The 12,068-nt window shown below is 71.2% G+C and carries 13 protein-coding genes; 8 read left to right on the top strand and 5 right to left on the bottom strand.

Translation table 11 applies throughout. The features are described from left to right. Window positions 1–24: 24 nt before the first annotated feature. The 3 genes from IPQ09_17060 to IPQ09_17050 form a co-directional block, all read right to left on the bottom strand. Window positions 25–1,842: an alpha-amylase gene (locus IPQ09_17060; GenBank protein ID MBL0195896.1), complete on the bottom strand. Its 1,818-nt coding sequence runs from the start codon at window positions 1,840–1,842 to the stop codon at window positions 25–27. Window positions 1,843–1,939: 97 nt separating this feature from the next. Continuing rightward, a complete protein-coding gene (locus tag IPQ09_17055) occupies window positions 1,940–3,565 on the bottom strand; it encodes a carbohydrate porin (protein MBL0195895.1) in 1,626 nt (541 codons plus the stop codon). A gap of 82 nt (window positions 3,566–3,647) precedes the next feature. After that, window positions 3,648–4,127, bottom strand: a complete 480-nt coding sequence (locus IPQ09_17050; GenBank protein ID MBL0195894.1) for a GNAT family N-acetyltransferase — start codon at window positions 4,125–4,127, stop codon at window positions 3,648–3,650. Window positions 4,128–4,240: 113 nt separating this feature from the next. Here IPQ09_17050 and IPQ09_17045 point away from each other — a divergent pair, with 113 nt between their 5' ends. The 5 genes from IPQ09_17045 (at window position 4,241) to IPQ09_17025 (ending at window position 8,573) form a co-directional block, all read left to right on the top strand. Beyond that, window positions 4,241–4,825, top strand: coding sequence for a DUF3365 domain-containing protein (locus IPQ09_17045; GenBank protein ID MBL0195893.1), 585 nt, complete (start codon window positions 4,241–4,243; stop codon window positions 4,823–4,825). A 125-nt stretch (window positions 4,826–4,950) separates the two neighbouring features. Then, window positions 4,951–6,375, top strand: a complete 1,425-nt coding sequence (locus tag IPQ09_17040; protein MBL0195892.1) for a DUF2330 domain-containing protein — start codon at window positions 4,951–4,953, stop codon at window positions 6,373–6,375. Window positions 6,376–6,444: 69 nt separating this feature from the next. Beyond that, window positions 6,445–6,993: a hypothetical protein gene (locus tag IPQ09_17035; protein MBL0195891.1), complete on the top strand. Its 549-nt coding sequence runs from the start codon at window positions 6,445–6,447 to the stop codon at window positions 6,991–6,993. An 82-nt stretch (window positions 6,994–7,075) separates the two neighbouring features. Then, window positions 7,076–7,702, top strand: a complete 627-nt coding sequence (gene ruvA / locus IPQ09_17030; protein ID MBL0195890.1) for a Holliday junction branch migration protein RuvA — start codon at window positions 7,076–7,078, stop codon at window positions 7,700–7,702. Between the two features lie 34 nt (window positions 7,703–7,736). Beyond that, window positions 7,737–8,573, top strand: coding sequence for a hypothetical protein (locus IPQ09_17025; protein ID MBL0195889.1), 837 nt, complete (start codon window positions 7,737–7,739; stop codon window positions 8,571–8,573). A 12-nt stretch (window positions 8,574–8,585) separates the two neighbouring features. Here the strand turns inward: IPQ09_17025 and IPQ09_17020 are convergent, their stop codons facing one another. Then, on the bottom strand, window positions 8,586–8,810 hold the full coding sequence (locus IPQ09_17020) for a hypothetical protein (GenBank protein ID MBL0195888.1): 225 nt from the start codon (window positions 8,808–8,810) through the stop codon (window positions 8,586–8,588). A 6-nt stretch (window positions 8,811–8,816) separates the two neighbouring features. On the opposite strand from IPQ09_17020, the gene IPQ09_17015 reads away from it, so the two are divergent. From IPQ09_17015 to IPQ09_17005, 3 genes are all read left to right on the top strand, one after another. Next, the gene (locus IPQ09_17015) at window positions 8,817–9,200 is read left to right on the top strand and encodes a hypothetical protein (protein MBL0195887.1); all 384 of its coding nucleotides are present in this window, start codon (window positions 8,817–8,819) and stop codon (window positions 9,198–9,200) included. Between the two features lie 43 nt (window positions 9,201–9,243). Continuing rightward, window positions 9,244–10,107, top strand: a complete 864-nt coding sequence (locus IPQ09_17010) for a 3-hydroxyacyl-CoA dehydrogenase family protein (GenBank protein ID MBL0195886.1) — start codon at window positions 9,244–9,246, stop codon at window positions 10,105–10,107. A gap of 187 nt (window positions 10,108–10,294) precedes the next feature. Further along, on the top strand, window positions 10,295–10,792 hold the full coding sequence (locus IPQ09_17005) for an SMI1/KNR4 family protein (protein MBL0195885.1): 498 nt from the start codon (window positions 10,295–10,297) through the stop codon (window positions 10,790–10,792). A 57-nt stretch (window positions 10,793–10,849) separates the two neighbouring features. Here the strand turns inward: IPQ09_17005 and IPQ09_17000 are convergent, their stop codons facing one another. Then, on the bottom strand, window positions 10,850–11,971 hold the full coding sequence (locus tag IPQ09_17000; GenBank protein ID MBL0195884.1) for a hypothetical protein: 1,122 nt from the start codon (window positions 11,969–11,971) through the stop codon (window positions 10,850–10,852). Between the last annotated feature and the right edge of the window lie 97 nt (window positions 11,972–12,068).

Here is a 12,068-nt window from a genome sequence, read left to right as displayed (position 1 = left end):
CCCGCGGATCGCCGCGCTAGCAGCCTACCGAACCACCTGGGTCTCGGGCACCAGGACTCGACCCCGCTGCGCCGGCACGCTCACCTTGACCGAGCCGTCGCCCTCCACGGTGAACCGCGGCTGCTCCGGATCGAGCACGTCGACGAGCGTGATGCCCGGCGCGAGGGTCGTCTTCATGCCCTTGCCCGCGTCTTCGGTCGTGCTCGCCTTCTTGCCATTCGTGTTCAGCACCACGAGCGCGTAGGCGTTGCCTGCGTCGCCGCCGGTGCGCTCGAAGGCGAAGACGCCCGCGTCGGCCTCGTCGCCCGTGTGGGGGGTCGAGTAGACCACGGCGAGGTCGCCGCGACGGAGCGCCGCGTAGCTCCTGCGGAGCCGCGCGAGCTTCGAAAAGTGGAGGAACGTGTCGCCCGAGGTGGCGAACTTCGTGTCCCAGAGCACCTCGCGGTTCGCCGGATCGTTGCCGCCCGCGAAGTCCTGCTCCGTGCCGTAGTACAAGCACGGAATGCCATCTTCGGTCATGAGCAGGGTGAGCGCGTTGCGCATCGAGGCCTTCTTCTCCGCGTCTTGTCCGCGCGCGTAGAAGAGGAACCGCGCGACGTCGTGGTTGTCAAGAAAGTTGACCAGCGCCTTGGTGGGCGGAATGCCAATTCCACCCTCTTGGGGCTCGGCGCCGTAGTTCTTGCTCCGCTCGCCCCACAGATCGGCGATCTGCTTCGTGCCCTTCTGCTCGGGGCTGTTCGCGTATTGGAACACGTCGCGGAACACCTGGAAGTGCTGCGAGAAGTAGAACACGCTGTCGAGGCGCTTCGGCAGCGTGTAGCTCCCGAGGAGCTTGTCGTTGCCGTCGAACGCCTCGCCGAACATGAGAAACTTCTGCTTCCCTTTGGCGGCGAGGCGCTTCCGCACCTCGGGCGCGAAGGTCTCCCAGAACTCGTATTCGACGTGCTTCACGGTGTCGATGCGGAAGCCGTCGAGGTCGGTCTCCTCGACCCACTTGGCGTAGACGTCGATCATCGTCTTACGCACCTCGGGGTTCTCGGTGTTCACGTCCTTCAGGCCGCCGGGGAAGTCGCCGAGGAGGCGCTGCGCGTCGTCGTCGTAGTTCAGAATTCGACCGAACCCGTGATACCCCTCGAGGCGCCCGAGCACGCCCGGCGCCGGCGGCACGCGGTTGATGTTCGGATCTTGGATGAAGATGATGGGCGCGCGCCCGGCGTTGCCCAGCGACGTGAACGCCTGCACACCGCGCGGGTCCCAGTCCGGGTCGAACTCGGAGATGCGGGTGACGGGCGAGGTGCTGCCGGTGCCCCCGATGTAGATGTCGGGGTTCCCGTTCAGGTTCATGTCGTAATAGAACGCCTGCCCCATGTGGTTGGTGACGATGTCGAGCACCACCTTGAGCTTGCGCTTGTGGGCCTCGGCCACGAGCGCGCGCAGATCGGCGATGTCGCCAAAGTGCGGGTTCGTCTGCGTGAGGTCTTGCGCCCAATAGCCGTGGTAGCCGTCCACGTCGGCGTCGGTCTCGACGTTCTTCACGACCGGCGAGATCCACAAGGTGGTGACGCCAAGCTTCTCGATGTAGTCGAGGTGCTCGATCATCCCCTGCCAGTCGCCGCCCTGGTAGCGCGCGAGCGCGCCGGGGCGCACCTGGAAGTTGTTGTTCACGCTGCCGTCGGCGAAGCGGTCGACGAGCACCTGGTAGATGACCTCGTCGCGCCAGTCCTGCACGCGCGTGCCCAAGACGGGCGGCTTGCCCTCCTCGGGGATAGCCACGCAGGCGGCTTGGTTCGTGAACGCGCAGGCGACGACGGCGAGGGCGAGGAGCGATGTGGCTTTCTTCATCTCGGTCCCGGGGGCAGTGCGGAGTCACGGAGGCGTGGGCGCGTAGACCGGAGTGAGCGGAGCGGCCGGCGCGGGCAGAGTGTGCGGAGCGCGGCGCTCATGGGTACGAGCTCGAGTTGAACCACCACTCGGCGCCGAGCCCGAGGAAGTGGTCTGTGCTGCGCTGGCCGACGACGTCCTCGGTGGCGTAGAGCGCCCTCGCCCCGGCGTCGCGCGCGGTCACGGAATAGAGCAGACGAATCTGAGGGCGCTTGAACGTGCCGCGCCCCGAGGGGGAGAAATAGGGCATCACGCCGAAGCGGGCGACGCCGGCGGTGAGGGGCGCGTCCTCGCCGGGCCTCACGATCTGGAGTCGCCGCTGCTGATAGCTGCCCTCCACCGACAGCCCGAAGTGCTCGCCGAGGAACACCGAGGGGCGCGCGACGACGGCGCCCTCGTCGTACTTCTGCGTGGTCGTGGGCTCGGTAGAGGCGTCGCGGAAGAAGCGCACGTAGGCGCCCCAGGCGAGCGCGAAGGCGCCGCTCTCCACGTTGCCGGAGAGGGCGATGCGCGTGTCGCTCGCGCCCTGCGTGCTTCGGTCGAGCGCGAAGGTGGTGGGGGCCTCGAGCGGGTCGTACGCCGCGATGCCGCGCGCGTGCCGCAAAAAGAGGTGCGCGTGCGTGTCGCGCTGGCCCGTGTAGTACGTGAGCTGACTGCCCACGAGGAAGCCGCCGTCCGACGGGAGATCGCGGTCTTTCTTGGTGAGCGGGTCCTGGAGCACGCCGGAGGCGATTTGGTGGCCCTCGCCGTAGAACGAGACCTTGAAGCCCGCCTTGTCGTCGTCGAAGAAGTGCGCCTCCGGGCCGTTGCGGAGAAACTGCGTGAGCTTCAGCGTGGCGACGGTGCGCGGGCGGTCGAGCCGCGTGATGTTCACCGTGCCGAAGCCGTAGGGCGCGACCACCGGGATTTGCTGCGCCTGGTACGGGTTGTCCAGGCGCTGCTGTCCGAGGTGGGCGGCGAGGAACGTCGTGCCCATCTTCGAGTCGAACGAGCCGAACGCGCCGCCGCCCACGGTGTTCTGGTTGTCGAGGGGCCACCAGTTGAGCAGATAGATGTCGTCGCCGCGGTACATCCGCGAGCCCGCCCACATCGTGACCTTGTCGTAGGTGCCCTGCGCGTAGAGGTTGCGCACTCCGATGGAGTTCGCGGGGTTGCCCGAGAAGTGAAAGAACGGGGGGAACAGCGCGAGCGTGGAGACCACGCGGCCGCGGACCTTGTCGCTCCACTTGTCTTCGCGCCGGAGCTCGAGCTCGGCGTAGTTGCCCTCGTCGACGAGGCGCGGACCGAACGCGACGACGTTCGACCCGCGGCCCATGCGCCCGCGCAGATCGCTCGCGGCCCACACGCGCCCGTACGAGCCGAACTCGAAGCGACCCTCGTGGGTCGACGAAGGCGCGGGCGCGGGGGCGCCGTACGAGGTCTTCGCGTCGCCGCCCGCCACGGCCGCGGTCGGCTTCGCGGGGGCTTCGGCCTTCGCGGGTGGCGCGACGATCGGCGCCGACCCGCGCAGCGTGGGCCCCTCGCCCGCCGGCGAGGCGGGCGCGCTAGCTCCTTGAACGGGCGCGTCTTCCGCGAGGGCCGGCGGCGCGAAGAGCAGCGTCGCGGCGAGCGGCGCGACGGCGACAAGTTCGCGGGCGGAGAGGGATCGAGGGAGGGGGCGCGCCACGAGAGACCGGATTAGCATGCCCCTCACCGTCGGCCACTGAAAAGTCACTCATCCCTGCGTGACGTTTTGCCTGGAGCGCGAACCTCCGCGGCCGGCAGCGTCAGGGCTCCTCGATCTCGGCGGTGAGCTCGAGCATGGTCGTGCGGAACCCCGCGCGCGCGAACAGCCGCTGGGCCGGCGCGTTCTGGGTGGCGGTGAGCAGCACCACCCGCGGGGCGCCGCGACGGCGCAGCTCCGCCTTCACCTCCCGCACGAGCGCCTCCCCGGCGCCGAGCCCGCGCGCGTCGTCGTCGACGTAGAGATCGTGCAGCTTTCCGCACGGTCCGAGCAGGGCGAAGTAGTCGAGCCCCTCGAGCGTGGCGTACGCGTAGCCGACCACCCGCCCCGCGGAGACCGCCACGAGCAGCACCGTCTTCGCGTCGCCGAGCACCCGCGGCAGGAACCTCGCGTAGCCCGCCTCGGGATCGTCGAGGTGAACGAACCGCTGCGGATCGAAGCGCTCGTGGAGCCGCACGAGCTTCGCGGCCAGCGCGGCGACCGCCGGGAGCTCTTCGAGGGTGGGGGCGCGGACGTCGATCACGCCTCGACCTTAGCAGGCCGCGGGCGCGAACCTGAAAGTGAGCCCCGCAGGGCGAGCGGAGGAGGCGAGGGGTCGCCCTGAACCTCGCGGGCCGCGAGGTGGCTCACACGAGCATGAAGCGCTGGGTCCTCGCCTCCTGCTTGCTCTCGCTCGGCTCGCTCGGCTCGCTCGGCTCGCTCGGCTGCGGTCGCGACTCCCGTCGCGACGAGGCCGCCCTCACCCGCGCGGACGCCGCGGCCTCTCTCTACGCGACGGCGCTGCGGGAGCGACTCCAACAGGCCATGAAGCAAGGTGGCCCGAAGCTCGCCGTCGAGGTGTGCCGGTCCGACGCGAAGGCCCTGGCGGTGCGCGCCGGAGCCCAGTCGACGACGCGTGTGGGCCGCGGCTCGCTCCGCCTTCGGAGCGCCGCGAACGCGCCCCCGCCCTGGGTCGACGGTTGGCTCAAGGCGCAGGGGGAGCGCAGCGCGGGCGACGTGAAGGGCGTGAGGGAGGTCCAAGGGGGCGTCGCCCACGTGCTACGCCCCATCGCGGTCGAGGGCGTGTGCCTCACCTGCCACGGCGAGCCCGCTTCCCTCGCGCCCGAGGTCCGGGAGGCCCTGCGGGCGGCGTATCCGGACGATCGCGCCACGGGATACAAGGTCGGCGATCTGCGCGGCGCGCTCTGGGCGGAGGCGCCGGTGGCGGCTGCGGGGCCGTAGCAAGGCGGCCGCCAAGAATGTGTCAACTCGAGTCAGCCTGTGCCGCGCTGGGCGGGCCACAGGGGCCCTCTTCCGAGATTTCTCGGTATTTTGCGCTTGGTACGCACCGTGCTACAGCCAAGGCCATGACCCGCCTTCACCTCGCCTGCCTCGCCTCTCTCGTCCTCGGCACTGCCCTGCTCACCGAGAGCTCGGCGGAGGCCTGCGGCGGCTGCTTCGTGCCTCCCGAGAACAACACCGTGGTGACCGACCACCGGATGATCCTCTCGGTAGGCCAAGGGCAGTCCACTCTCTACGACCAGATCCGCTACCAAGGCTCGCCCGCCTCGTTCGCCTGGGTGCTCCCGATCGCCGGCGAGGCGCAGGTGGGGCTCTCCGCCGATCTCGTGTTCTCGGTGCTCGACGGCATGACCCAGGTCGGCGTCGTCGCGCCCCCGCGGAACTGCCCGCCCCCGCCCGTTTGTGACCGCCGCAACGAAGCGCCGCAGTCCGCGGGGTTCTCCGACGCCGGCTCCGCGGCGCCAGGCGGCGTCACGGTGACGAAGCAGGAGGTCGTCGGTCCTTACGAGACCGTGCAGCTCCAGGCCACGAACCCCCAGGCCCTGAACGACTGGCTCGCCACCAACGGCTTCTCCATCCCCGCGGACGTGAAGCCCGTCGTCGCGGCGTACGTGACCGAGCACTTCAACTTCCTCGCGATGAAGCTCCGGCCAGGCGCCACAGTGCAGTCGATGCGGCCCGTGCGCGTCACCACCTCGGGGTCCACGGTCACGCTCCCGCTCCGCATGGTCGCCGCGGGCACGGGCGCAGTCGTCGGCATCTCCCTGTGGGTCCTCGGCCAGGGCCGCTACGAGTCGACGAACTTCCCGATGTTCACCGTGAAGGCTGAAGATATCGCGTGGGACTGGACAAAAAACGCGAGCAACTTCAAGGAAGTGCGCGCTGCCAAGGCCGCCGCCACCCCCGGCCGCGGCTGGGAGCTCGAGTCTAGCATCGGCGTCAGCACCCAGCAGCTCGACAGCGCGATCCGCAACGGCTTCGTGCCGAGCCCCGGCGGCTTTGGGGGTCCCGGCGGTCCGCCGCGCAACGCCGACGACGACTACTCCGCGATCCCTCCGGTGGACGGCAAGCCCGGCAAGACCGCCGCGGAGGTGCGCGACGAGGACCTCGGAGTGCTCCTCGGCCGCGTCGTCTCGGGCGCGCAGATCCGCACCACGCGCATGCGCTCCGACCTCGCACACGCCGCGCTGACGGAGGACCTCGTCCTCGCCGCCTCGCCGGACCAGGGCCTGCTCGGCACCACGCGCCAGGTCACGCGCGAGCTGAACGAGCCTCTGTGCCCGGTGTACGACGGCTGCGACGTCGTCGGCCAGGCGCCGCGCAGCGAGGCGGCGGCGATGGCCGGCGGCTCCGGGTCGGACGGGTCACTCCGCAGCAACTGCTCCACCTCGGGCGCGAGCGGCAACGCCAGCTCCGGTGGCGCGCTGCTCGCAGGGCTCGGTGCGCTCGGGCTCGTGGTGGGGCGCCTCCGCCGTCGCCGCTCCGCCTGAGGTTCGCCAAAGTCGAGGAGGAGTGGCTGAGGAGGCGAGGAGGCGAGGTTTGTGGTAGGGGTAGGCGAGATGCGAACGCTCCTCTCCCGCGCCACGCGCGCCTCCCGCGCCTCTCTCGTCGGCCCAACCTTCGCCATCGTCGGCGCCTTCGCGGGGGCCGTCGCGATCGCCGCCGTCGGCTGCTCCAGCGACCCCGAAGCCGCGGCGTGTGCGCCCGCGCCGGTCACCGCTGGGCTCGACCTCACGAACCCGCCCGTCGACTTCACGAAAGACGTGAAGCCCATCTACGAGACGTCGTGCTCCGACGCCACCTGCCACGGCAACCCGGTCGGCGGGAACAACACCCTCTTCCTCGGCAAAGACAAGCCCGACGACGTCTACAAGGGCCTCGTGGGCCAGAAATCGCTCAAGTACGCCAAGCAGACGCTCGTGGTGCCAGGCGATCCGAAGGCGAGCTTCCTCATGCTGAAGATGGACGGCGACATCTGCTCGCTCGACTGCGGCAGCCAGGGCTGCGGCGTCGGGATGCCGAACAGCGCCTCTGGCAAGGCCGTGCCGCTCCCCGAGGACAAGCGCAACGTCGTGCGCCGCTGGATCGCCCAGGGCGCGAAGCGCTGAGGGTGTCCACGCTTCCCGTCGCGGGCGCGGTGGTCGTGGGGCTCGCGCGTCGTCCAGAGAGGGCGCGCCGCCGGAGGCGCCGGTGATCGCGCGCCTCACAGGTCTCCTCGTGGAGGAGCTCGACGGCTCGTTGCTCGTCGACGTGGGCGGCGTCGGCTACGAAATCACCGCGCCGCTCGGCACGCGCGGCCGAGCGCGGCTCGACGCCGACGGGCGCGGCACGCTCCTCGTGCACACGCACGTGCGCGAAGACGCCCTCCAGCTCTTCGGGTTCGCGACCGACGCCGATCGCGCCGCCTTTCGGGTGCTCATCGGCGTGGCGAGCGTGGGCCCGCGCACCGCCATCTCGATCTTGAGCGCGCTGCCTGCGCCTGAGCTCGCGCGGGCCATCGCGCGAAAGGAGCTCAACACGCTCACCTCCATTCCGGGGGTGGGCAAGAAGACGGCCGAGCGCCTGCTGCTCGAGCTGAAGGACAAGCTCCCCGAGGGGCCCCTCGGTCCGGGCGGCCCGGCGCGTCCGCGGGGGGAGCCGCTCGGCGTGCCTGCCTCGAGCCCCGCATCGAAGGGCGACCTCCTGTTCGGCGCGCTCACGAAAATGGGCTACAAGGCGGGCGAGGCCGAGCGCGCGGTGGCGGCGCTGGGCTCACGGGTCGAAGAAGCCGAGCTCCCCGCCCTCCTCCGGGAGGCGCTCGCCCTCCTCGCGAAGTAGCGTCCGCCCCATCAGCGCCCACGAGCGAGCGAACATGTCGAAGAATTCCACGAAGAAGAGCAACAAGCGCCAGCGGCTCGAGCGGCGGTTTCTCCCGCAGAGCTCGTCGAACCGGTGGCTCGTGCGCGTCCCCGGCGCGCTCGGCTCGGCGGGCGTGGGCGCGGGGGTCTGGGGGTACCTCTACGGGCACTTCGTGCCGGCCGAGGGCGCGGGCAACCAGTACAACATTCCGCTCTTCGTCCTCGCGGGCGGTGCGGTGCTCCTCGCGGGCGCGATCTGGTTCGGCACCTCCAGCGAGGCGGCCATCCGCGTCGGCGATCCGGGCGTGGCCTACGAGAAGGGCGAGCCCCGCCGCATCCCCTGGTGGAAGATGAAGGCGATCTCGTACGAGGCCGGCAGCGAGTCGCTCGTGCTCTCGGGCAAGGACGAACAAGACGTCGACTTCGTCTTTCGCGTGTCGGCCCGCAGCCAGCCGCAGGCCGCCGCGTGGATCGTGCGCGAAGCGCTCGCCAGAATCCCCAAGAAAATCGATGTCAAAGACGCGATCATCGAGCGGCTCCCGGAGCCGTCCGAGCACGCGGGCACCACGCTCCTTCTGGACGGCCTCCAGGTCGTCGGGCGCCGCTGCGCCGCGAGCAAGAAGCTCATCGCCTACGAGCCCGACGCCCGCGTGTGCGGCGCGTGCGAGCGCGTGTACCACAAGGACAAGGTGCCCGCGAAGTGCCCGTGCGGCTCCGACCTCGCGGCCCTGCGCGGCGGCAAGCCCGCGGCCGACCCCGAGCCGTCCGAGGCGCCCGACGAGGACGACGACGACCAGGACGACGACCAGGACGAGCCCGAGAGCGACGGCAAGGTCCGCGCGGAGGCGTAGCCCGCCGTCAGCTCAGAGCGCGCCGCGCGCGCAGCGGAAGCCCACGATGTTGCTGCGGACGTTCTCGTTCATCCAGTAAGGGCGCTCCGCGCGCGGAGTGTCGGGAAAATCCCAGGTGCCCCACGCACCTCCGCAGACCATGAACTGGTTCGCGGCCCCGGAGGTGCTCACGGTGAGCTCCCAGACGTTCCCCACGAGATCGTTTCGGTTCCACCGCGGCGGTTTTTGCGGTCTCATTCGCTCATGAGCGAGACTGAAGGCAAGCCCGTGCTGGCCCGCGGGCAGGGGGCGAGCCCGGGCATCGCCCGCGGCCAGATCGTCTTCGACGCCGCGGAGGCGGTGCGGCTCGCCGCGGAGGGCGCCTCGGTCATCCTCGTCCGCATCGAGACCAGCGCGGAGGACATGCCGGGCATACGCGCCGCCGCGGGGATCGTCACCACACGCGGCGGCCTCACCTCCGACGCCGCCATCATCGCGCGCAGCCTCGGGAAGCCGTGCATCGCGGGGTGCAGCACCCTCGGGGTCAGCTACACCGCGCAGCGCGTGAACGTGGCGGACGGCGCCCCTCTCGAGCGTCTGCGGTGGATCACGATCGACGGGAGTCGCGGCCTCGTCTACGACGGGTGAGCCGCGCGCGGGCGCGCCCGGCGCCGGAGGAGCGACGATGACGATGAAGACGGTGGCCGTGCTGGGGGCAGGGACGATGGGTCGGGGCATCGCGCAGGTGTCCGCGGCGAAGGGCAACCCGACCCGCCTCACCGACGTCGACGAGGCGCGCGCGCGCGCGGCGCTGGCCGACATCGCCGCGCAGCTCGAGAAGCTCGTGCAGAAGGGCAAACTGACGAGCGACGTGCGCCACGCCACGATGTCGAACCTGTCGCTCGCGCCAAGCGCGGCCACCGCGTGCGACGGCGCCGACGTGGTCATCGAGGCGATCGTCGAGAACATGGCCGCGAAGGCCGAGCTGCTCTCCGGTGTGCTCCCCGTCCTCTCGGCGAACGCGCTCGTGGCGACCAACACGTCGTCGCTCTCGATCACCGAGCTCGGCGGTCGGTTGGGCGCGGCGGAGCGCACGGTCGGCTTGCACTTCTTCAACCCGGTGCCCGTGATGGAGCTCGTCGAGGTCGTGCGCGGCCTCAAGACCAGCGCCGAGACCGTCGAGCGCGCGCTCGACTTCGCCAAGTCCCTCGGCAAGACCCCCATCGTGGTGAACGACGTGCCCGGGTTCGCGACGAGCCGCCTGGGCGTCATCCTCGGCGTCGAGGCGATGCGCATGGTCGAGCAGGGCGTGGCCAGCGTCGCGGACATCGACCGCGGCATGGAGCTTGGCTACCGCCACCCGATGGGGCCGCTGAAGCTCACTGACCTCGTCGGCCTCGACGTGCGCCTGGCGATCCTCGAGCACCTCCACCGCGAGGTCGGCGACCAGTTTCGCCCGCCGCCGCTGCTCCGGCAGATGGTCCGCGCGGGCAAGCTCGGCAAGAAGAGCGGCGAGGGGTTCTACCGCTGGGAGAATGGCCAGGTCGTCGGCTAGCCGGCTAGCGGCCGAAATCGGCCCGTTGGCGCCGAATCGGTGCTACGTTCGCCGGCTCGAAGCAAGCGGAAATCGAGCCAACAAAGAGGCCGCCGTGGACAGTGATCTTGCAGAAGCCGTGGACGCCCTGAAGGACAGCTTCAAGCGCCGCAAGCTCGACTACACCCTGGGCAAGGCCGCGGCCCCGCTGGTCGACGAACTGAAGAAAAGCTTCAAAATTCCCACGCGTTACCGCCATTTCTTGCTCGAGGCGAACCCGGTGCGCGTCGAGACCGCGACCCCGGTCGAGAAGGTGCGGCTCATCCCGGCGGAAGAGCTCGCCCAGGCGCAGGCCGCGGCGAAGTCCGGCGAAGGCGGGGCCGCGACCGACTGGCGCGGCTCGTGGGTGGTCGTGGGCGAGAGCGCCCTCCTTGGCGATCCCTATTTTCTGGACGTCTCCAAGCCCGATCCCGAGGGCGACTGCCCCGTGTACACGGCGATGAGCGGCCAAGAGAAGTGGGTGCCCACCCTGGCCGCCTCCAGCTTCGCGCAGTTTCTCCGCATCCTCGCCACGGGCATGGAGATCGCCAGCGGCTTTGGCGAGGCCATCATGGACGACGAAGACGAAGAGAACTTCCGCGAGGCGATGGCCCCCAAGGTGAAGGTCATCGACGGCGCCGCGCTGCGCGCTGGCCACTGGACCTGAGTCCCGCAGAGCCCCGCTGTCCCATTCTTGCGAACGCGAGCGGCGCGCCCCCTACGCTCACCACCCGGCGTCGGGCGGCTCCTTGGGCTCGATGCGCGGCGCCGGCGCGGGCCGCGCGGGGCAGGTGATCGTGCGCGTCGCCCGGGTCGTGCTGGTCTCCAAGCGAAGCGAGCGGAGGCCCTCCGCGAGGGCCTCGATGGCGCGGCGGAGCAGCTGTTGCGTGGCGCCTGGGGTCGATGGCGCGGGGCCCGTCGGCGCCCCCCCCAGCGTGGGCCGCGCGGGGTCGATCGCGATCGAGAGCGCCGAGAGCTCGTTGCCTACGGCGCTCGCCTCGACGAGGTAGCTCTCGACCGGACCGAGCGGGAGCAACGCGCAGAGCTCCGGCTCCACCACGTGCCGCAGCCACGCGCCCAGGTCGACGGCGCGCCCAACGAGCAGCGACGTGCACTTCGTGCCTTCGCGGGTCGTCGCTGTCGCGAGGTCGGCGGGCCGGCGTGAGCCCGCGTCGCCTGCGTCGCCCGCGTCGCCCGCGTCGCCGGCGGCCGGACGTGGGGCCTCGTCGCGGGTGAGCTCGCGGAACGAGCCCGCGGGGCAGGCCGTGGGCCTCGCGCACTCCTTCCCATTCCAGATCGTGTGGAATCTGCACGCGCCGCGCACGCGGCACGCCACGTGGCCTTGCGCCAGCTCGAGCGTCCCGCCGTCGGGGCACTCGAGCCGCTCGCCCTCGTGGAGGCCGAGCCAGGTCACGTCGGGCAGGGCCCCGAGCTCGCTCGGCGTGACGCACGCACCCCGCGTGGGATCGAGCGCCGCGCCGCGAGGGCAACGCACCGCCGCGCACGCGACGTCGGCCGGGTCGACCCGCGGCCCACACGCGGGGGCGCGCCCCGCTTGGCTGACGCATCCGCCGCCGAGGGGCTCGAGGCCCGCGGGGCACGGGCAGCCGACGCGCACGTCGGCTCGGTCGAGCGCGTCGCAGCGGCCCTCGGGGGTGGCGGCGGTCCCTGCCGGGCCTCGCGGCCCGCCGCAGGCGGCGTGGTGAAGGGCTGCCACCGCCGTGAGCGCGACGAGCGCGCCCAGCGCACGTGGCGCACGTGGCGCACGTGGCGCAGCCAGCCCTGGCGCGCGCGCCGCAGGGGCGCGGCGTGCCTTCGCCGCGAGGTGCGCTGAGCCGGGCCGCATGGCGAGGCCATAGCGTAGTTTCCCCCGCGGCGCCGGACAAGAAGCGCTGCGAGGCGGGCGCGCCGCGCGGCGCTCCCGCTTGACGCCCCGACCGCCG

The sequence above is a fragment of the Myxococcales bacterium genome (genome assembly GCA_016720545.1).
GTDB lineage: Bacteria > Myxococcota_A > Polyangia > Polyangiales > Polyangiaceae > JAAFHV01.
Note: the sequence above shows the minus strand (reverse complement) of the source record. Positions and strands in the feature narration are given on the sequence as shown.